Consider the following 21447-nt stretch of genomic DNA (forward strand, 5'->3'; position numbering starts at 1 on the left):
TTGTAAGGTGTAGAGCCAGAAAAGCGAAAGGCCCGCAAGCTATTGCGGGCCTTTCGCTTTTCACAGCCGAAGCCGGGTTATATCTCGTCGAAAAACGATTTTTCGGTTGAAGCAGCCGTGGCCATACCGGGGTGCGTGGCTGGCGAGGGCGGCATAATTTCAGGATGACCAGGGCCAACAGGCTGAATATCGGGGGCTGGGCGCTCGATATCCGGGGCGCCGGGGTCGGGTACGCGGGAAGGCTCTGGCTGATAGATGCGGGATGGATCAGCTTTGCCAGGGTTCTCATCAGGTGAGCCGGGGCGAATTTCGGGGCCGGGCGTTTGGGCTGGCGCACCCGGATCAGGCTGCTGACCGGGCTTGGGGTTGTAGTTGCCGGGCTGAGGGCCAATAGCGCGAGGCTCGGCCGCTAAATTGCCCCCCAGGGCGGCGCTGGATGCTCCAGCTACCGCGGCAGCCGATGAAGTAGAAGCAGAAGATACACGCATGGCAGAGTCGTTTTGGGGTGAAGGTTCGGGTCTGCTTACCTGTACGCTACCGGCCCGCGAAAGGATGGCGGCCGCATCTGTTTTAGGTCGGGCTTTTGCTTTCGCTACTTTTTCCAGCGCGTCGGAGGCTAAGTGCTGCAAATCGCGCACGAGGTTTTCCATCTGGGTTTCCAGCCGATGACACTCCTGACCCAAACTATTGACTTCGGTGCGCATAGCGGCCACGCTTTTCTCAGCTTCGCGGGTGGCTTCTTCTACCAACCGACGCGCTTCCTGCTTGGCTTCGCTTAAAAGCTGATCCGCTTTGAGCTGAGCTTCGCGAATCCGCAGGTCGGCATCGCGCTGCGACTGCTCCGTGATGCTGTTGCCCGTGTCCTCGGCCGTTTTGAGGGTACGATACAGGCTGGTTTCCACTTCGCGCATTTTCTGCACATCGTGGGTGGCGTGCTCCAGCTTCAGGCGCAGCTCCCGGTTTTCATCGCCCATGCGCTCCCACTGCTGCGACAGCGTCATTAAGAAGGCTTGTACTTCGTCTTTGTCTACACCCCGAAAGGCTTTTTCAAAGGTTTTCTGCCGGATGTCGAGAGCGGTAATTTTCATGGAACTATGGATGATGGGCTGGAAGCTAAGGGAGCAGCCGGGGCCTTAATGAATGGAGAGATAGGGTAGAAACGAAGCGAGCGGCAAGGCGAGTATTTGAAAGAAACAGATTAGCCATTCGGGAGCTACTGCTGCTTTCTGTTCTTACCTCTCGGCCCTCACTCCTAGTGTCTCAAGAAATCCCCCACACGGCAAGGCTGCGGTCGTCACTACACGAAACTAGCCGATTCTGCCTGCCCGACCAAAATAACTTGTTGACGGAAGTGCCATGGCCGGCATGACGAGCCTTATCTACGACGCGCAGCAAGCGTCCCGTTTCGGCCTCCCATACCTTAATAGACTTATCCATGCTACACGTGGCCAGCAACAGTCCGTCGGGGCTGAACAGTAGGTGGTTAATGGTAAACATATGAGCCACAATGCTGCCTACTTCCGCATAATTGCCCCCCACAGCCCAAGTACGCAGATGAGCATCGCGGCCAGCCGTAAGCAGCTGCCGACCATCGGGCGAATAAGCAGCGGTAAACACGGAGTTGCTATGACCTAAAAGCGTGTACTTCACGGCCAGCGAATCAATATCGAGGATACGAACGACGGTGTCGCTGCCCCCTACGGCCAACTCGCCTCGCTCCTCGTGCAGCGCTAAGCAACGCAGGCTTTTGTCGCTAAGCGGCACCAGCTTTTCCAGTGAAAAATCGGCGGCTCGCAATACTGCCAGCACTCCATTGCCAAGGGCCACATACAGGCGCTGACGGGGCGCTGAGTATGCAAAATCGAAGATGGCAGCTGGCGGCAGCGCGGTGCTATGCACCAGCTTTCGCTCTGCCAACGCAATGGCCTGCACGCCCTGAAAATTATGGCCTAGCACCAGCAGCTCGCGCTCGGGTAAGTAGCGCAGGGCGTACACTGAGTTTTCAACCCAGGCCACCAGCTCACCATCACGCGCAAGGTCATCGATGCTCCACACGGCGACCATACCATCGGCGCCGGCCGAAAAGAAGCGGTTTTCCTCAGCAGAACCGGCTAAGGCGTACACGCAGTCGCGGTGGCCGCTGAGTGTGGCCAGTTTCTGCACCTGCGGACGTGAAAGCAACGGCATGAGCGAGGTCGTAATTTAGGGCGAAATTACAGCGGTTTTTCTAAGCCTATAGCAGAACGGCTAGCGGTTGATTTTGGCGAAACAATTCGATACCTGCTTTTAGACCTGCGTTTAACTAAGTTCTTAATAAATGGGCGGTCATGCAGAGCGATAGCGAAGCATCTCGCTCGTGCCGTTAGGTTACTAATCCCGCATCAGCACGCGAGATGCTTCGCTTTGCTCTGCATGAGGTTCGAAGTAAAAGTATAAGTGTCAATTCCTTCTATCTGCTATAATGCCTTTACACTCCCTCACGCCTCTTTCTGACCATGCTCTGCTCGGGTTGTGGCACCTTACAGAAATGCCCCCCGCGTTGGTCGAGCTTCTCCCCCACTCTGCCCATTACGCGGCGCAGCAGCCGGCAGTGCGCGATTTGACGCGTCAGGCGCAGTGGCTGGCAGGACGGGCGCTTACGCATACGCTGCTGCGGGAGCTAACCTCTGCTCAGTCCCTGCTGCTTAACGACAGCAACGGTCGACCTTACTTAGAGCAATTGCCTGATTTTGCGGTTTCATTGTCACATTCGGGGGAGTGGGTGGCGGGAATTGTATCGACTCAGGGGCGCGTTGGCACAGATGTTGAACTGATAAGACCCAAAGCGCAACACTTGGCAACCCGGTTTCTAGCCGAAACTGAACGAGTCAATGCCGGTGATGACGTAGCAAAATATAGTCTCTATTGGAGTGCCAAAGAGACGCTGTATAAGCTGCATAGTCGCCGGGGCGTGGTGTTTAAAGAGCAATTGTTGCTCAACCCGTTTGAGCTGCGGGAGGCAGGTGTTTTGACGGGGCACCTGCTGCTCGAAAACTTCCGCAGCGAACACCGAATTTCTTATCAACGCCTAGCATCCGACTATGTGCTAACGTATTGCGTTGAAGATGCTATGCACGGCTGAGTTTCGCCCACTTCGTCTGGTTGCAGACGCAACAATCTACCTCATAAAGATTTGGCGCTCCCATCCCACCTTCTAATCTTCCCACCTATGCTTTTTCGTCGAATCTCTATTATTGCAGCGGCCGCCCTGCTTTTCTGTACCGTTGCTATCAGTGTGGCAAAAGCGCAGGATGGCCGCACCGTCACCGACTTTAGTCTTACGAGTCCCACCAACGCGACCGTTACGCTGAGCAGCTATGCCAGCAACAAGGCTGTTGTGGTCGTATTCGTGAACCCTAACTGCGCCTTTTCCAAGCTGTATCAAAGCCGCCTGAATGCCCTGACGGCCGCGTATAGTGGCAAGGGCGTGCAGTTTTTGTTTATCAATGCGCCCATCAACCTGGAAGCTACGGCCGATGCTGCCGACGCGGATAAGCTCAAAATGAAGAGCACCGGCTCCGACGATTATCCTTATCTGACCGACCCTGGGCAGAAGGTGAGCGGCCTGCTGGGGGCTACCAAAACGCCGGAAGCCTTTGTGTTGCAGCCTGCTGAGAATGGCTTCGTGGTGCGCTACAGAGGGGCCATCGACGATAATGCTCAGGTAGAAGCCTATGCCAAGGAGCGCTACGTAGCGCAGGTGCTGGACAATATTCTGGCTGGAAAGCCCGCAGGCGTCGCCGACAAGCGGGCGGCGGGCTGCCTGATCAAGAGAATGTAGGCTTACATATAACTCCAAAAAAGCACCCCAGACTTGCGCTGGGGGGATTTTTTATGCCTTGATTTAACCCGAACTATTCTGTCGGCTCAATATCCGTGGGGGGAGTAATTTCATCGGTCAGGATGGCCAGGAGCTTGCCTACTTCGAGGGCTTTGGCGGGCTCCTGCAGCTTCTCGAAGCTCATCACCAGATTGCGCAACGCCCGGCGCACGATGTCGAGATGCGAGCAGGGCGCATAGAAGATATCGTTGGGCGACAGGTTGAGTTGGGCCACATAATGCTCGATGTCGGTGCGCGACAGAATGAGGCCGCGATTGTAGCAGTTGATGTAAAACGGCTCCGCTATCTGGCTCTGCGACTGATACGTGAGCACAAACAGATTGGGCAGATTCACGCCGTAAATAGGCAAGTTCAGCCGCTGCGCCACCAGCAGATAAATCACGCAGAGCGTAAGCGGGTTGCCACGCTTGGTTTCCAACACCAGGTGCAGCATGGAGTTGGCGGGCGAATGGAAGTTCTGCGTATTGGCCCCCAGCTTATGCACCCGAAACAAAACGTGATTTAGCACCTGCACCTGATCAGTAGGATGCATCTCGGGTCGCATGAGTGTCCAGGCTTCGAAGCGCAACTGCTCAATGGCGCGGTTCAGGGCCTGCAAATCGGCATCGGGATACTGGTAGGAGTTCAGCAGCCACATGCCTTCCAGCAGGTTTTCGCCGCCCGAATCGCGCCACACACGCAGGCGCTGCTTCAAGCCATCAAATTGCAGATCGTGAATCAGATCCTCCAGACGCTGCTGCTGACGCGGGTCGAGGCTCTCCTCCCACGACTCTTCCAAAAACGGAATGATGGTTTCGCCCAATGCCTGAATCCGCTCCTCTATCTGGGGGGCAATTTCCGGGTCGTCGAGCAGCGAGATAAGCGCTTTGATTTCTTTATTAGTCATGAAGCAGGTGGTCGGGGTGTTTGCAGCGGCCCCGAGAAGCACGAAGTAGCAAATAAAAGCAACCGACACGGTTTCGCCGCCGCCGGTTGCCCAGAATCAACACGTAGAATAGGTAGGAATGTTCAAATAAAGTGCTTTAACGAACTGGTTTTCGCCACCTCACTGGCGCGAGTTTAGTGCAGCGTAACTCGTGACCAGCCATGCCGGGAGGCTGCGCCTCCCCCGCCAGAACAACAACGCCGCCCGGATTTTTCCAGACGGCGCGGTCACAGTTTGCCGCTGTGCGGCAGTGGAGGTACAACCTCCACAAAAAGGCTTGTCACGAGCTACAATCTCGCGCCAGTTGGGGGTTACTAAAGTTATTTTATGAATTATTTAAAAATGCCTCCCAATACCAAATTGCAGCATCAGGATTTCGCTGTTCAATTTTTAATAAAAAATCTTGCTTCTGAGTCTCATCAATTGAGTTTTTATCAGTATCGAGTTCGCTATTTCTTTCTAAAGAACTATTATTTAATATGTTGAGTATCTCTTTAAAATCATCCAGGCTCTCTGCTATTACTTGTGGCTCCCAATCACCTTCTCCATGAGCTGCAGTTAAGACTGCTAAATCTGGCGAAGAAGTATCAACTATAATTGGATCACCTAAATCGTCATTAGCAATTACTAGCCATTCCTCCTGCCAATCACCTTCGTTTATTGATGTTAAATTATTTCCTTTCGAATCAACTTTATAACCAATTTGTGCGGCGTCCAAATCATCATAATCAACAAATTTTATTTCGCTATATCCCAAGGAAATATCCTTTGCTTCTAATAAGAAGATTTTGATCTTATTAAGGTCTTTCACTGAATAGATTTTAAATGAAAACTAAAGCGAATTTATTTCATTTCACACCTGAATAACACCCACATTAAACGCTTTCTCAATCGGCGCATGATTAGCCGCATCAATGCCCATTGAAAGTACCTTGCGCGTTTCCAGCGGGTCAATTACCGCATCTACCCACAAGCGGGCGGCGGCGTAATACGGCGACAGTTGCTCCTCGTAGCGGCTCTTGATGCGGTCGAGCAATTCTTTTTCGGCTTCGGGCGTGATTACTTCGCCTTTGGCTTTCAGGCTGGCTACTTGTATCTGTAGGAGCGTGTTGGCGGCGGCGGCGCCACTCATTACGGCAAGTTGGGCCGTGGGCCAGGCTACGATGAGGCGCGGATCATACGCCTTGCCGCACATGGCGTAGTTGCCGGCTCCGTAGCTGTTGCCCACAATGACCGTGAATTTCGGGACCACGGAGTTGCTCATGGCGCTTACCATCTTCGCACCGTCTTTGATGATGCCGCCATGCTCACTCTGCGAACCCACCATGAAGCCCGACACATCGTGCAGAAACACCAGCGGAATACGCTTCTGGTTGCAGTTCATGATAAAGCGCGCGGCTTTGTCGGCTGAGTCGGAGTAGATAACGCCGCCCATCTGCATGCCCGTCTTCTTCGACTTCACGATTTTGCGTTGGTTGGCTACAATGCCGACTGCCCAACCATCAATACGCGCCAGGCCGCAAATCAGCGTCTGACCATAGAGGTCTTTGTAAGGCTCAAACTCCGAGTTATCCACCAAGCGACGGATTATATCCATCATATCGTAAGGCTTGGCGCGGTCGGCGGGCAGCAGGCCATAGATTTCCTCGGACTTCTCAGCCGGCTCGGCCGGTGCGGCGCGGTGGAAGCCAGCTGAGGGCTGGCCGCCCATCTTATCGAAGATGTTGCGGATATGATCGAGGCACTCTTCGTCGTTCTTAAACTTATAATCAGTCACGCCCGAAATCTCGGAGTGCGTAGTAGCGCCGCCCAGCGTCTCGTTGTCGATACTTTCGCCAATGGCCGATTTCACCAGGTAAGAGCCCGCTAGAAACACCGAGCCCGTGCCATCCACAATCATCGCCTCATCACTCATAATGGGCAAATAAGCCCCCCCGGCCACGCACGGACCCATGATGGCGGCTAGCTGCACGATGCCCATACTGCTCATCACGGCGTTGTTGCGGAAGATGCGTCCGAAGTGCTCCTTATCGGGAAAAATCTCGTCCTGCATGGGCAAGTACACGCCCGCCGAATCGACCAGATAGATAATGGGCAGCTTGTTTTCGATGCTGATTTCCTGAGCCCGCAGGTTCTTTTTGGCCGTAATCGGGAACCAGGCACCAGCTTTCACGGTGGCGTCGTTGGCTACTACCACGCACTGTCGCCCTTTCACATAGCCAATCACCACAACCACGCCGCCTGAAGGGCAGCCGCCATGCTCTTTGTACATGCCTTCGCCCGCAAAAGCTCCTATCTCGACGGTTTCTGTGCCTTTATCCAGCAAGTAGTCTATCCGCTCGCGGGCGGTGAGCTTGCCTTTGGCTTTGTGGGCCTCGATGCGCTTTTCGCCGCCGCCCAGCGCCACTTTCTTCTGACGCTGGCTGAGTTGAAAAATGAGTTGTTTGACTTGATCTTCGTTTTTGTTGAACTCCAGATTCATGCGGGTGGGAAAAAGGGTGTTGGGGGGCAAATTGGGTGGTTTCGACACAAAAAAATCCGCCCGAAGGCGGATTTCAAAGGTACTTAAAATTGGCAGACGCCTTATTTAACCGGTGCAATGACTGAATCGACAGGCGCCATGGTTTGCGGGCTGCTAGATTTTACTTTCTGCTCAATTTCTATCTCCCCATCAGGCTTCTTGGTAACCTCCCGCTTCTTCTTATCCTTGCCGCCAAACGAAATCAGCGAAAAGTTGACGTAGCGCTTAGGGTTCGCCTTGAAGTCAACCAGCAGTGCATCGGTGCTGGCAGCGGAAGCGTTCAGATTCGTATACAGCGAGTCATCATTGATAAGCTTGCCGAGCGAGCCTTTGGTGCTGGTCAACGACTCATTAAGCGAAGCCATAGTTGCCTGCGCTTCCGTCACGGTGGCGTTCATTGTGCGCACTGTTTGGCTGATAGGGGCATTTTTGAGCGTGTCCGTGATTTGCGCCAAGTTGGAAGCCAAGCGGTCAAACTTGCGCTCCGTCACGTTAAGCGCACGGGTCAACTCGGCCATGTTGGTCGTAATCTGGTTGATGTTGCGCTGATTCATAATCAACAGGTTTTTCAGCGCCTCCGTCGAGCCCTGTGCATTCAACAGCGTGGCTTGCAAACTGATGCGGGCTTCTTTGGTCAGGAAGCTGTTCACCTTAATCAGCGTCGAATCTACGGTACCCAGTACGGGCAGCGCTTTGGCCTGAAACGCATCGGTAATACTGGCAACGGTGTACGATTTTAGCTCTTCGCCGCCATCATATACCTTCGAGTTCTTGCCCATAAACAGCGTGATGGTCTTGCTGCCCAGCAGCGTACCCGACAGGCTGGCCACGGTGGAGTCGCCCACCACGATATTCTTGTCTATCTCAAACTGCACGCGTACCCGGTTGCCTTCTTCCGGTACCAGATGCATCTCGCGCACCTGCCCCACTCTCACCCCGTTCAGAATAACCGGGTTGCCCAAGGCCAGCCCGTCCACGTTGTCATACTTGGCATGGAATGTACGGTTGGATGAGAAAATGTTGCTTCCTTTTAGAAAGGTGAACCCAAAGTAAAGGGCTACAATGGCCACGAGAGCAAGCAGGGCTACTTTGATTTCTTTTGACACGTTGGGTCAGCTATTGAGGGAGGTGAAGAGCAGGTAGATAAGGTGTTAACTGCTATGGGGGGCTTTTAGTCCCCGTTCATAGCCTCTAACTCATTCTTATAGTCGCGGAAGGCCCGGTATATACCCGAGGCCATATACGACTGACCCGATTTATCGTTCAGGTAGCGTTCCTCGTTGCGGTTAGTCAAGAAGCCAACTTCGATCAGAGACGAAGGCATTGTTGACTTCCAAAGCACCAGAAACCCAGCTTGCTTCACCCCGCGCGACTTGCGCCCCACCTTCGTTTTAAACTGATAATCAACCTTTTGCGCAAATCTTAGGCTATTATCTACGTGGGCGCTCTGAAACAGCGAGAACAGAATGTGGCTCTGAGGCGAGTTAGGATCGAAGCCGCCGTAGCGGGCTTTATAGTTATCTTCTTGTAAAATAACCGCGTTTTCACGCTTGGCTACTGCCAAATTAGCATCGGTTTTGGCCGTACCCATTGTCCAGACCTCGGTGCCATATGCCGCCGCAGGACCCGCGTTGCAATGCACGCTGATAAACAGGTCGGCGTTATTTTTATTGGCAATGCCGGCGCGGTCGGCCAGCTCCACAAACACGTCGGACTTGCGGGTATACACTACCTTCACATCGGGCTCATTAGCTTCGATGAGCCGCCCCAGCTCCAGAATTATTTTCAGGGATACGGCCGCTTCCCGGGCCGACACACCAGCGCAGCCTCTATCCTTACCGCCATGGCCGGCATCCAGTACTACGGTGCGTAGTTGGTATTTCTTGGGGGGCAAAACCGCTGACCCTGGGGCCACGGCTACCGACGAGCCAGAAATAAACAACAGACTCGCCAGACAAACAGCTACAATATTCCGCACAGAGTTCGTTAAGTTGGTGTAGCAACCCGCTACCTTTGCAAATCGCCACAAAATAAACGATAAAAACTACGTGGCCTTGCCCGCGCCGTTCCGCTTGCGTAAATCTTGCCTACTTCCCCATCCGGGGCGGCTGAGGCCGCTGCTCGCAGTAGTGCTATTGGTGCTGAGTATCAGCGGCGCCTGGGCCCAGCAGCAGCGTCCCGCAAAGGCCGTGCCTGCCGTCGTACCGCGCGTCAACTCCGACGGGCGCCAGACCACCAATGTACTAGCCGACACCAGCCGAGCGGCTCGTGGCACGCGGCTCGTATCAGCTATCGATACCAGCGCGGCTGGCGACTCTCTACGTGTGGGAGCCGAAGTGAAAGGCGATATAAAGACCACCGTTAAGTATTCGGCGAAAGATTCCATTCGTTTCGATGTCCAGAAAAAGGTCGCGTATCTCTACGATGAAGCCAACGTGGATTACGGCGATTTATCGTTGAAAGCGGCTGTAATCACCGTTGACTACGGCCAAAACCTGCTTAAGGCCAATGGTGCCCCCGACTCCGCGGGCAAAGTGCAGGGCCGGCCGGTGTTCAAAGACGCTGGGGGGCTTTATCAGGCCGGTACGATCAACTACAACTTCAAGACGCGTAAGGGCAAGATTGCCGACGCCGTTACCCAGCAGGGTGAAGGCTACGTGCATGCCGGCATTGTGAAAAAGAACGCGCTGAACGAGATTTTCGGGCGCAATGGGCAGTACACGACGTGCAATCTGGAGCATCCACACTTTCACATCAATGCCACCAAGATGAAGGTGATTCCGGGGGAGAAGGTGGTCACGGGCCCTTTCAACCTGGTGGTAAGTGACATCCAGACTCCACTGGGCTTCCTCTTTGGCTACTTCCCAACTCCGGGCAAAAGCCGCGCTTCGGGCCTCATTTTCCCCACGTTTGGCCAGTCCGCCGACCGGGGCTTTTTCCTGCGTAATGGGGGCTACTACTTCGCCCCCAACGAGTACATTGGCCTGCGCCTGACTGGTGATGTATACGGCGGTAATGCCGAAGCTTTTGGCGGCTTTGCTTTGCGGGGCGAGATGCAGTACATCAAGCGCTACAACTACAACGGCCTGCTCAGCATTGATTATACCCAGCGCCCGGCTAATCTTATTTTGCGTTCGGAGGCACTCAATACCAACGTAGAATTCCGGCGTCCGCGCAGTCCCAAGACCATCTGGATAAACTGGAGCCATACGCCCACTCCCCGGCCCGGTGGGGGGCGTTTTTCGGCCAGCGTGCAGGCGGGCAGCACCGACTACAACCAGCAAAACTCGTTTGATACGCGGCGCTATCTCACGCCTTCGTTCAACTCCACGATCAGCTATCAGAAGCAGATTCGCAACTCGCCTATCAACTATTCGCTTCAGCTTAGCCAAAACCAGAACACCCAAACGGGTGTCATGAATTTTGTGCTGCCCGATGTGTCGGTGCAGGTAGCGCGGCAATATCCGTATCAGTGGTTTGGCATTGAGCCCAAGGGGCGTTTCTACGATCAGTTTTACGAGCAGATTGCCATAACGTATAACCTCATCGGCCGAAACGAGATAAGCAACTCAGAGCAGCCCCGCCTGCTTAATGGCGGCGTCATACCCGTGATTGGCGGCACCGCTACGGGGCGCACCATTCCTTTCGATTTCTCGAATCTGGCGCCCTTGCTGAATAACGCGCAGCCAACGGTACAACACCAGTTTGGCATTACGCTGGGCAACTACACGGTACTTAAGTATCTGAGTCTCAACCCCACGATCAACTACGGCGAATCCTGGTATTTCAAACGCCTGAATTACAAATTCGAGCCCGAAGCACAGGCCGTACGCATCGATACGGTTTCGCAGTTTGGCCGTTTGTACAACTACTCCGGCGGGGCCAGCTTATCGACCAATATCTATGGCATTCTACCGATAAAAGGCGCCAAGATTGAAGCCATCCGCCACAAGATCACGCCCTCGGTTAGCTACAGCTACGCGCCTGATTTCTCCCGGAACGACAATTTTTATGAGTCGAACCTAAACCTGGGGGCGCTGCGTGATGCACAGGGCCGCTTGTACAACCAGTTTGGCCAGCAAAACGACATCACCCGCAATCCGATAGCTTTCAGCCGCTTTATTGGAGCAGCGGCGGGCAATGCGAATGGCCGGGCATCCAGCGCGGTAACTATTGGACTACAGAACCAGATAGAAATGAAGGTTCGCTCCAAAAATGACACGACCGGCACTACCCCGTTTGAGAAAGTAAGCCTGATTGATGGGCTTGACTTTAACACCGGCTACGACTTTGCCGCCGACTCGCTCAACCTGCTGCCGCTGGCCGTTACGTTCCGCACGCAGGTAGCCAAGAAGCTGAACATTGTGGTGAATGCCGGCTTTGTCTTCTATCAGCGCGACTCCACGGGCCGCTTCATCAACGAATACCTTTTTAATCAGCCCAAGCGGCGGCTGGCCCAGCTGACAACTGCTACGCTGAATCTTAGCTACCAATTCAACCCGGCGGCGGGCACGAAAAAGTCGGCTGTGGCGCGCGATGTGGCTCCGGCCAACGACCCTGTACTAGGCAATCCGGTGCGCGTCGATCCGTATGAGGATTACGTTGACTTTGATATTCCCTGGGAGCTGAGCACTTCTTTTGGCGCTACCTATCAGGATCCGGGCCCCATTCCGGGTCGCCCCAACCGCCCTCGTGCCGATGCGCTTACCGTGGCTTCGCTCAACCTGAGCGGCTCGGTGAAGCTCACTCAGAACCTGCGCGTCGGCTACAGCAGCGGCTATGACTTCCGCAGCAATCAGGTTTCGTTTACTTCCCTCGATTTTTACCGTGATTTGCACTGCTGGCAAATCAGCGGCAGCTGGTTCCCATTTGGTATTCGCCAAGGCTACAACGTAACTATTGCCGCCAAATCAAGCCTGCTGCAAGACCTCAAGCTCAACCGCAACCGCACTTTCCAGAACCGGTAAGGCTGGGGGGCAAATTCAGGCTTAGTCAAAAATCCGCCGATCCGGGTCCCACCTTTATACCTCACTTTCTCCGCTCCCTATGTCCCAGCACAAAGAAGTTAAGCTCGTGACCACCCACCAGTTGCTAGCCATGAAGCGGCGGGGTGAAAAAATTGCCATGCTCACGGCCTACGACTTTTCAATGGCTACTCTGCTCGATGGTGCCGGCATCGATGTGCTGCTCGTAGGCGACTCGGCCTCAAACGTGATGGCCGGCCACGAAACGACCCTCCCCATCACCCTCGACCAGATGATTTACCACGCTTCCAGCGTAGTGCGGGCCGTGAAACGGGCGTTTGTAGTGGTTGACATGCCCTTTGGCTCGTACCAAGGTAACTCATCGGAGGCATTGCGCTCGGCTATCCGCATCATGAAGGAGTCGGGTGGGCATGGCGTGAAGCTGGAAGGCGGCGCCGAAATTAGGGAGTCCATCACGCGCATTCTAACGGCTGGTATTCCCGTAATGGGCCATTTGGGCCTCACTCCCCAGAGCATTTACAAATTCGGCACCTACACGGTGCGAGCCAAAGAAGAATCTGAGGCCCAAAAATTGCTTGAAGACGCTCAACTGCTCCAAGAGCTGGGTTGTTTTGCCTTGGTGCTGGAGAAAATTCCGTCGGCTTTGGCTAAGCAAGTCGCTGAAAAGCTTACTATTCCGGTTATCGGTATCGGCGCCGGCCCCGATGTGGATGGGCAGGTGCTGGTAGTTCACGATATGCTGGGCATCACCAAAGAGTTTAAGCCCCGCTTCCTGCGCCGCTACGCCGAGATTGGCGATGTAATGCACGATGCCGTGGAGCGCTACATTCAGGATGTAAAAACACGCGATTTCCCTTCGTCTGAAGAGGCTTACTAAGTTCTACAAACACAATTTTTTGCCCTCATCTCTGTCCATTGTAGCTCTGGGGGGCTTTTTTCAAGAGTTTATCATTACCCGTCAATTAATCCCGCGTGACTCGTCCTAATCTATGGTCGGAACAGAAGGAAATTCTGTTTGAAGACAATCATCTGCTTATCATTAATAAACCGGCTGGCTTACTTGTACAAGGCGACTCAACCGGCGACGAGCCTTTATCGGTAAAGGCCGCGGAATATTTGCGGTTTAAATACAAAAAGCCTGGGGCCGCCTTCATTGGCGTAGCGCACCGCCTGGACAGACCCGTGAGTGGCGTAGTTGCGCTTGCGAAAACATCGAAAGCCCTGAGCCGCCTCAATGAGATGTTTCGGGATAATACGGTGCACAAAACGTATTGGGCGCTGGTAGGCAAGCGCCCTGAACCCAGCAGCGGGCACTTAGTGCACTGGCTCGTCAAAGATCCTATCCGCAACGTCACCAAAGCTTATTCTGCCGCTCATCCGCAAGGCCAGCGCTCCGAGCTGGACTATGAAGTATTAGGACAAGCTGGCTCGCGCTATCTGGTTCAGGTTAACCCTATTACGGGTCGCCCACACCAGATTCGGGTACAGCTCGCTACTGGGCTAGGTACACCCATCGTGGGCGACGTGAAATATGGATTTTTAGCACCCTTGCCTGATGTAAGTATTGCTCTGCACGCCCGACGGCTGGAACTGTCTCATCCTGTTACTAAAGAGCTGATGACCTTTGAAGCTCCTTTGCCGACTGTGGCGCACTGGGAGGCTGCCAGCATATACTATTGAAGACCAAGGTTTACAGCTTTTTTCAACCTTTTTCTGGTCTACGGGTTTAGAAGTAAATCTTCCTCATAAGGCTTCCTTACATGGGGCTAAAGAGTTCTATAAAGCCATTGTTTAAAAAGCTGAATCTTAGCTAGTGGAAATGGCTTTGTGCTTCCTTTTGAGCTAGCTTAAAAATAGCACCTGAACAAGATTTTGGCCTTTTCAGCCTATTTATTGACCCTACAAAGCTCTGGCTGTAGGTTTGTAGTCGAAATCTGAACTAAAGTCGACTGCGTAGTCTTTTGCGAATAACGCCCCGGTTCTGCTTCCTCTGATATTCAACACTCCTGCTCTATGCCCATACTTATTTTCTTCGTTGCCCACTACTACCTGTCGCTGTTCACCCAGACTTTTTATCTGCATCGTTACGCGGCGCATAAAATGTTCACGATGAACAAGTTCTGGGAGAAGTTCTTTTACCTCTTCACCTACGCTTGTCAGGGCTCGTCATTCCTGTCGCCGCGGGCTTATGCTATTCTGCATCGCATGCACCACGCATACTCCGACACTGAGATGGACCCGCACTCCCCTCATTTCTCATCCAACCCGTTTGCGATGATGTGGAAGACAAAGGTCATTTATACTGATCTGCTCAAGCATAATGTAGAAGCCCCTGAGCGTTTCGAAGGAGATTATCCAGTATGGGAAGCTGTAGAAAACTTTGGTAGCCAGTGGTATTCGCGTTTGGCTTGGGGTACGGCTTACGTACTATTCTACATCAACTTTGCTACTGCTTGGTGGATGTATCTGTTGCTGCCAGTTCACTTTCTGATGGGTCCGCTGCATGGCGCTATCGTAAACTGGGGTGGTCATAAGTACGGCTACCAGAACTTCGATAATCACGACAAATCGAAGAACACGCTAGCCTTAGACTTTTTGGCCTTTGGTGAGTTGTTTCAGAACAACCACCACAAGCTGCCACTGCGCGTTAATTTCGGTGTGAAGTGGTGGGAGTTTGATCCTACCTATGTGTTCATTTGGGGCTTGGATAAAATGCGTGTTATCAAAATCAAGCGTAAGCAGCAAGTACCAGTTCGGGTTGCTGCTTAAGTTATCCTGGATCATAGAAAGGCTGTTTCGGAAACGAGGCAGCCTTTTCTTTTGCCTCTATAATCTGGCTAACACCGAGCAATGAGCTTGAATCTGGTAAAAGGTTTTCAATCTTGCACAGATGTACGTACCTTTGCGCCTCACTTTCAACCAGACGGACGGGTTCCGTCGCTTAACCAACTAGGTTTATGGCAGTTAAAATCCGCCTCGCCCGCCGCGGCCGCAAAAAAGCCGCGCAATTTGACATCGTAGTAGCCGACGCCCGCGCTCCCCGCGATGGCCGTTTCATCGAGAAAATCGGTACCTACAACCCTAACACTAACCCTGCTACCATCAACTTCGACGGCGACAAAGCTTTCGATTGGATCATGAAGGGTGCCCAGCCAACCGATACGGTTCGTGCTATGCTCTCTTACCGTGGCGTATTGTACCGCAAGCACCTGCAACTGGGTGTTATTAAAGGTGCCATCGCTCAGGACGTAGCTGACGAGCGCTTCACTGCCTGGAAAGAGCAGAAAGACGCGAAAATCGAAGGCAAGCGCACTAGCCTGGGCACTGCCAAGGAAGAAACGCGCAAGCAGCAGCTTGCCGCTGAAACTAAGGTTAAAGAAGCCCGTGCTGAAGCAATTCGCAAGAAGCAGACTCCTGCTGCTGAGCCTGTTGCTGAAACCGAAGGCGAAACGACCGAAGCAGCTGCTCCGGCTGAAACCACTGAGGAAGCTGGCGCCTAAGCTTAGTTTAGGAGTTTAAATGTTTGAGAGTTTAGGAGTTGTTGTCTTGCGGCCTGCGTCGCGGCAGCTTCTTCTAAACTCTCAACTTTTTTACCGCCAATGCTGTCTTTGTTGCCTCCTCCCCTTTCACCCTCTTGAACCCCTATCCTATGACTATCGACGAATGTTATCAACTTGGCGGCATTGGAAAGACACACGGCCTGAAGGGCTTCGTTGTAGCTTACCTGGATGTAGACGACGTAGAGGCCTACAGCAAAATGAAGTCTGTGTGGCTAGAATTGCCCCCCACGCCCGGTAAGCTTATCGCTTTCACTGTGGAGCGGGTGCAACCTCAAACGTCTGACCGTGTGTTGCTAAAGCTTAAAGGCATCGACACGGTGGAAGCAGCCGAGCCTTTGCGAAATGCCAAGCTATTCAAGGCGCTCGAGGAGTTGCCGGAGCTTGAGGAGGATCAGTTTTACTTCCACGACGTCATCGGGTACACTGTAGTAGATGAAACGCTGGGCGAGTTAGGAATCGTAGAGACGTTCTATGAGATGCCCCAGCAAGACCTGATGGGCATGCGCTACCAAGGCCAGGAAGTGCTGATTCCGGTGGTAGATGAATTGGTTTTACACGCCGATGAAGCCGAGCAGAAGCTGCACGTCAGCTTGCCGGAGGGCTTGTTGGATGTTTATCTCAAGCCGTCTTCCCGGGAGCGTGATGAGCCCGATGAGTTCATCGAACCGTAGCTGAAAAAGCCCCCAGAGCTTTATTACCGATTTATTTTCAGAACCTAGCTTCATCGCCAACGGCGGTGCTCCCATGCGCCTCGATATCGTCACCTGCCAGCCCGATTTATTGGTCAGTCCCTTTGCTCATTCTATCGTGAAGCGGGCGCAGGATAAGGGCTTGGCTGAAATTTACGTCCACGATTTGCGGCGCTTTGCCATTAACAAGCACGGGCAGATTGATGACTATGTATTTGGCGGTGGCGCAGGCATGGTATTGCGCGTAGAGCCTATTGCGGCTTGCTTGGATGGCCTTTTGGCTGAGCGCCGCTACGATGCCGTCATTTATATGACCCCAGACGGTGAGACGCTTCGGCAGCCGCTGGTAAACCAGCTGTCGCTGACTGAGAACATCATCATTCTTTGCGGACATTACAAAGGGATTGATGAGCGAATTCGGCAGGCCTACATCACGCACGAAATCAGTGTGGGTGACTATGTGCTAAGTGGTGGCGAGCTTGGGGCCGCTATTCTTACCGACGCTATCGTGCGGCTTTTGCCGGGAGTGCTCGGCAATGAAGAGTCAGCGCTGAGCGATTCTTTTCAGGATAATTTGCTGGCGCCGCCTGTATACACACGGCCGGCTGAGTGGCGTGGCCAGTCCGTACCGGAGATTCTACTTTCCGGAAATACCCCTCAGGTTGACATCTGGCGACACGAGCAAGCGTTAGAAAGAACCCGCCAAAGACGCCCGGATTTGCTGGATGAGTAGCTGCCTAACCTCTATATACGTAGCGCTTTGGCCCTTTCAGAATTTAACTCAGTGATAAGTTTGCCTTCCTCAAAACAGAGCGCTATATTTGCGCCTCTTTTACCCGAAACCACTCGGACGGCGGCGCCGTCCTATTTTTAGTTTTTTTCCAGCCATGAGCGTACTACTCGATTTTATCCAGCAGGAATCCCAGGAGCGCCGCGCCAGCTTCCCCGCTTTCGCCGCCGGCGACACCGTTAATGTTCACGTGAAGATTCGCGAGGGCAACAAGGAGCGTGTTCAGCAGTTCCAGGGCGTTGTTATCCAGCGTAAGAATCCAAATTCCAACGGCGAAACCTTCACTGTTCGTAAGATTTCAAACCAAATCGGCACCGAGCGTATTTTCCCGCTTCTGTCGCCCAACATCGACAAGATTGAGCTAGTTCGTCGCGGTAAAGTGCGTCGTGCTCGTCTGTTTTATCTGCGTGGCCTGTCGGGCAAAGCAGCCAAGATCAAAGAGAAGCGCGGCTAAGCCAAGCTTTCTTAAGCATACAAAAAGCCGGCTCCTCAAGAGGAGCCGGCTTTTTGGCGTTTACACGAATTCGATTGTGCAGCTACTAGCCGTTCGAATTCTTCAAATCCTGCTCGGGAGTAGAATTGACATTGGGGTTTTGTACTTGCTTGGCTGCCTTGAGCAAAGCTTCACCCAGGTTGGTTACTCGCTGGGCCGTGTTTGGGTTTTCAGCAAAAACAGCTGCCTTAAGAGTGTTGTCACCCAAGCGGCTCATCAGCTGACCAACGAGCTTATGATCGATTGTGCCGCCATTAAAGTGAGCCTTCAACGCCTGCAAATCAACCACAATCTGGTGTAGCTCCGGGTTGTTCACATCTTTAACATCCTCTATCCAACGCTGAAGCACATTGTCGAAGCCGGCCTTGGAGGCTTCTTCCTGCAAGTCATTGTTCAGGTTATTGATGGCGCCATCCAGATGATTTTGGTGCTGGGTATCGTCTTTGGGAATTTTATTGAAAGACATAGGTAGGGGGTGTTAGTCCGCAGGGGCGGATGGTGAAACTGAGTTTGAGAAAACGGACCGACCGCTACAAAGGTTGTGACACGACATTCTGAGGCCGACCGCGTACTTTCGTCCCGCATTTATTCGCTCGTTACACTTTTCTCTTTGCATGAAAAAGTTATTAGCCAGCTGCTGGCTTGCTTTTCTTCCTCTGGCGCTATCGGCGCAGAGCACTTCACCTGGCAGTTATTGGCAGCAGGAAGTCAATTATTCCATTGATGTTACCCTGGATGACCGCCATCACACGCTCACGGCCCAGGAGGAAATTCAGTACACCAACAATTCGCCCGATCAGCTTACCTTCATCTGGTTTCACCTCTGGCCCAATGCGTACCGCGACAATACCACAGCTTTTGCCAAGCAGCAATTGCGAAACGGCAGCCGGAAGTTTCAATTTGCCCCCCAGGACCAGCGCGGCTTCATTGACCAGCTTGATTTCAAAGTAAACGGCCAACCTGCTACGCTTAGCTTCGATCCGGAGCACGCCGATATGGCAAAGCTAGCCTTACCCCAACCATTGGCTCCGGGGGGCAAAATCACGATTACAACGCCTTTTCGAGTAAAGATTCCAGCCTCTTTTTCGCGCTTCGGTCACGTAGAGCAGTCGTACCAGATTACGCAGTGGTACCCGAAGCCGGCGGTGTACGATAGCCAGGGCTGGCACCCGATGCCTTACCTTGACCAAGGTGAATTTTACTCCGAGTTCGGCTCGTTTGATGTGCGCATTACGCTACCCGCGAACTATACCGTAGGTGCCACCGGCGTGCTGCAAAACGCGGAAGAGCAGGCGCGCTTAACGCAGCTTGCTACCGCCACGGCCGCCAAAAAGGCTGAAGACTATAGCAAAGACCTGACCTTCCCGAGTTCTGCATCGGAGACGAAAACGCTTCGTTACGTGCAGGACCGCGTGCACGACTTCGCGTGGTTTGCCGATAAGCGGTTCAATGTGCTCAAGAGCGCCGTCACGCTGCCTTCGGGCAAGCAGGTAGATACCTGGGTTATGTTCCTGAACAAGGATGTGGCGAAGTGGATAAAAGGGCTACAGGACGTAAACGACGCTGTCACCTACTATTCACAGTGGGTGGGTGAGTACCCGTACACCGCCGCTACGGCCGTAGACGGGGCACTGAGTGCCGGTTCAGGCATGGAATACCCCATGGTAACCGTTACGATGCCATCGGCCATTGTGCACGAGGTAGGGCACAATTGGTTTTACGGTATTCTGGCCTCCAATGAGCGGGCTTATCCTTGGTTGGATGAAGGGGTAAACTCTTACATTGAAAACCGGGTGGCGGAGCGCGACAACCCGAATGCAGGTATGTTTGAAAGCGTACTGACATCGGGCAAAGCTTCTACTATTCTGGGGGTGGAAGGCTTAAATGCGACGGCCCTAAATCAAGTGCCGTATCAAGCCTCAGCCAGCCGGGGCCTCGATCAGGCAGTAAGCGGCCCGAGTGCGGCGGAGTACGGCAAAATCAACTACGGTATTATCGTTTATACCAAAACGGCTTCCCTGCTGAAGTATCTGGCTGGCTACTTGGGGCAGGAGAAGTTTGATGCTGCCATGCGCGCCTACTACCAGCGTTGGCAGTTCAAGCACCCCGCTCCTGCCGACATGCAGACGGCATTTGAAGAAAGCACCGGCCAGCAGCTGGACTGGTTTTTTGAGAACATGCTTCAAAACACCACCCGCTACAATGCCGCTGTCGGCGATATACAGGTGACTAATGACCAGGTAAAGGTGCTGGTTCGCAACGACTCGCCCGCTCCGTTTGCCGTGCCAGTAGCTACGCTTAACGCTCAGGGCGAGGTGATTGAAACGCAATGGACGCCTGTATTTGGCAACGGCGAAGAAGATGAGGAAACCCAGCTTGACTTCCGGCGTGAGGGCGTTGCCGCTGTCGTCATTGATCCAGCTTACCTGACGCCCCAGCTCAACCGTCGCGACGACAAGCTCAAGCTGGAAGGCAGCTTGCCTCGCCTGGAGCCGCTGCGTTTCCGACCCCTCGTAAGTGTGGAGCGCTGGGACCGTGCTGCCATCAACTGGGCGCCGGTGCTGGGAGCCAATACTTCCGACAAGCTCATGCTGGGGGCGGCTTTCTATAGCAGCCCTTTGGTTCCCAAGCGCTTGAGCTACCTGGCGATGCCAATGTACAGCTTCAATCGCAATGAGCTGAACGGTATCGGCACGCTTAATCTGAACATTTTGCCCAAGGAAACCGCTCGCCAGCTCATTACCGGCGTAACGGTACAACGTTTCGAACGCTATGTAAAGGTGGAGCCTAGCTTGACCCTGACTTTGCCTAAGTCGGCGTATAATGCCCCCCAGCACATGGTCCAACTTGCTAACACTTCCGTGCGCAACGAGGATTCTGATGTGACCAGCAGCATCCAGACGTTGCTGTATCAGGTGCAGGCTGGTGACGCCCTGCAAAGCTGGTCAGCCAGCGTGGAGCTGAACCGACTCACGCCGGATTTATCGATTGAAAGCTCGTCTTTGCAAGCTACGCTGTTGCGCGCTTCAGCTTCGTATAGCCGCTATTACTCGCCGAAGAAACGCGTGCAGGCCCGGTTGTTTGGAGGACGCTTCCTGCAAAAAGCTAACGACGCACCTTTCGTCATTGGTCTGAGCGGCAGCCCCGACTACCGCCGCCAAACTGCCTTCTTAGATCGTCAGCAGATTTCGAATGCTTTTACCGCCCAAACGCACCAAACTGATGACCGCGACGGCGCTTTCAAAGCTTTTGTAGGCAATGAAGTTCAGATTTCAGTAGCAAGTCAGCGTTGGCTTAGCACCCTTAACTTGCAAGCTGATCTGCCAGTAACAGGCCTAGGCATCTTCGCAGATTTTGGGGCTATGAAGGAAAACTTTACAGTATACGAAAGCCGTGGGGGGCAAAATTTCTTCTACGATGCAGGCTTGGTCGTTCCGGTGATCAAAGATATCTTCCAGTTCTATCTGCCCGTGGCCGGCTCTCAGTATGAGAATGGCTTGCCTAGCAGCCGCAAGGATTTTACTGATCGGATACGCTTCGTGCTGCGCCTAGATCAACTCAACCCTTTCCGCCAGCTCGATGAGCAGCTAGCTAAGTAAGTCCA

19 protein-coding genes are annotated in these 21447 nt (G+C 53.4%); 11 read left to right on the plus strand and 8 right to left on the minus strand.

Annotation, left to right across the window (positions count from 1 at the left end):
* Positions 1-77: 77 nt before the first annotated feature.
* Both IEW06_RS01135 and IEW06_RS01140 read right to left on the minus strand, forming a co-directional pair.
* On the minus strand, positions 78-1088 hold the full coding sequence (locus IEW06_RS01135; protein WP_188547238.1) for a DivIVA domain-containing protein: 1011 nt from the start codon (positions 1086-1088) through the stop codon (positions 78-80).
* Positions 1089-1260: 172 nt separating this feature from the next.
* A complete protein-coding gene (locus IEW06_RS01140; protein WP_187731150.1) occupies positions 1261-2187 on the minus strand; it encodes a WD40 repeat domain-containing protein in 927 nt (308 codons plus the stop codon).
* 274 nt (positions 2188-2461) lie between these two features.
* Between IEW06_RS01140 and IEW06_RS01145 the strand changes: the two genes are divergently transcribed.
* Both IEW06_RS01145 and IEW06_RS01150 read left to right on the plus strand, forming a co-directional pair.
* Entirely contained in the window at positions 2462-3121 is a 660-nt protein-coding gene (locus IEW06_RS01145) for a 4'-phosphopantetheinyl transferase family protein (RefSeq protein WP_187731149.1), read from the plus strand.
* 87 nt (positions 3122-3208) lie between these two features.
* On the plus strand, positions 3209-3820 hold the full coding sequence (locus IEW06_RS01150; RefSeq protein ID WP_188547240.1) for a redoxin domain-containing protein: 612 nt from the start codon (positions 3209-3211) through the stop codon (positions 3818-3820).
* A 73-nt stretch (positions 3821-3893) separates the two neighbouring features.
* On the opposite strand, the gene IEW06_RS01155 is transcribed toward IEW06_RS01150, so the two are convergent.
* The 5 genes from IEW06_RS01155 to IEW06_RS01175 form a co-directional block, all read right to left on the minus strand.
* On the minus strand, positions 3894-4766 hold the full coding sequence (locus tag IEW06_RS01155) for a transglutaminase-like domain-containing protein (RefSeq protein WP_187731146.1): 873 nt from the start codon (positions 4764-4766) through the stop codon (positions 3894-3896).
* Between the two features lie 364 nt (positions 4767-5130).
* A complete protein-coding gene (locus IEW06_RS01160) occupies positions 5131-5616 on the minus strand; it encodes an SMI1/KNR4 family protein (RefSeq protein ID WP_187731145.1) in 486 nt (161 codons plus the stop codon).
* Positions 5617-5658: 42 nt separating this feature from the next.
* Positions 5659-7287: an acyl-CoA carboxylase subunit beta gene (locus IEW06_RS01165; protein ID WP_188547928.1), complete on the minus strand. Its 1629-nt coding sequence runs from the start codon at positions 7285-7287 to the stop codon at positions 5659-5661.
* Positions 7288-7388: 101 nt separating this feature from the next.
* On the minus strand, positions 7389-8432 hold the full coding sequence (locus IEW06_RS01170; protein WP_187731144.1) for an MlaD family protein: 1044 nt from the start codon (positions 8430-8432) through the stop codon (positions 7389-7391).
* Positions 8433-8497: 65 nt separating this feature from the next.
* Complete coding sequence (locus tag IEW06_RS01175) at positions 8498-9304, minus strand: N-acetylmuramoyl-L-alanine amidase family protein (RefSeq protein ID WP_188547242.1); 807 nt, start codon at positions 9302-9304, stop codon at positions 8498-8500.
* A 76-nt stretch (positions 9305-9380) separates the two neighbouring features.
* Between IEW06_RS01175 and IEW06_RS01180 the strand changes: the two genes are divergently transcribed.
* The 8 genes from IEW06_RS01180 (at position 9381) to rplS (ending at position 17804) form a co-directional block, all read left to right on the plus strand.
* Complete coding sequence (locus tag IEW06_RS01180) at positions 9381-12293, plus strand: putative LPS assembly protein LptD (RefSeq protein WP_229743023.1); 2913 nt, start codon at positions 9381-9383, stop codon at positions 12291-12293.
* A 79-nt stretch (positions 12294-12372) separates the two neighbouring features.
* The gene (gene panB, locus IEW06_RS01185) at positions 12373-13188 is read left to right on the plus strand and encodes a 3-methyl-2-oxobutanoate hydroxymethyltransferase (protein WP_187731142.1); all 816 of its coding nucleotides are present in this window, start codon (positions 12373-12375) and stop codon (positions 13186-13188) included.
* A 95-nt stretch (positions 13189-13283) separates the two neighbouring features.
* Positions 13284-13991 (plus strand): RluA family pseudouridine synthase, encoded by a 708-nt coding sequence (locus tag IEW06_RS01190; protein ID WP_187731141.1) that lies wholly within the window; start codon positions 13284-13286, stop codon positions 13989-13991.
* A 333-nt stretch (positions 13992-14324) separates the two neighbouring features.
* Positions 14325-15080: an acyl-CoA desaturase gene (locus IEW06_RS01195; protein WP_187731140.1), complete on the plus strand. Its 756-nt coding sequence runs from the start codon at positions 14325-14327 to the stop codon at positions 15078-15080.
* 188 nt (positions 15081-15268) lie between these two features.
* Positions 15269-15811 carry a 30S ribosomal protein S16 gene (locus IEW06_RS01200; RefSeq protein WP_133271854.1) on the plus strand — a complete coding sequence of 181 codons (543 nt, stop codon included), beginning with the start codon at positions 15269-15271 and terminating at the stop codon, positions 15809-15811.
* 149 nt (positions 15812-15960) lie between these two features.
* Complete coding sequence (rimM, locus tag IEW06_RS01205) at positions 15961-16542, plus strand: ribosome maturation factor RimM (RefSeq protein ID WP_187731139.1); 582 nt, start codon at positions 15961-15963, stop codon at positions 16540-16542.
* Positions 16543-16615: 73 nt separating this feature from the next.
* The gene (trmD, locus tag IEW06_RS01210; protein ID WP_187731138.1) at positions 16616-17293 is read left to right on the plus strand and encodes a tRNA (guanosine(37)-N1)-methyltransferase TrmD; all 678 of its coding nucleotides are present in this window, start codon (positions 16616-16618) and stop codon (positions 17291-17293) included.
* A 154-nt stretch (positions 17294-17447) separates the two neighbouring features.
* On the plus strand, positions 17448-17804 hold the full coding sequence (gene rplS, locus IEW06_RS01215) for a 50S ribosomal protein L19 (RefSeq protein ID WP_133271851.1): 357 nt from the start codon (positions 17448-17450) through the stop codon (positions 17802-17804).
* Positions 17805-17889: 85 nt separating this feature from the next.
* Here the strand turns inward: rplS and IEW06_RS01220 are convergent, their stop codons facing one another.
* Positions 17890-18309 carry a hypothetical protein gene (locus tag IEW06_RS01220; protein WP_187731137.1) on the minus strand — a complete coding sequence of 140 codons (420 nt, stop codon included), beginning with the start codon at positions 18307-18309 and terminating at the stop codon, positions 17890-17892.
* Between the two features lie 148 nt (positions 18310-18457).
* Here IEW06_RS01220 and IEW06_RS01225 point away from each other — a divergent pair, with 148 nt between their 5' ends.
* Positions 18458-21442: a M1 family metallopeptidase gene (locus IEW06_RS01225; RefSeq protein ID WP_188547244.1), complete on the plus strand. Its 2985-nt coding sequence runs from the start codon at positions 18458-18460 to the stop codon at positions 21440-21442.
* The last annotated feature ends 5 nt before the right edge of the window (positions 21443-21447 follow it).

The organism is Hymenobacter qilianensis (assembly GCF_014638675.1).
Taxonomy (GTDB): domain Bacteria; phylum Bacteroidota; class Bacteroidia; order Cytophagales; family Hymenobacteraceae; genus Hymenobacter; species Hymenobacter qilianensis.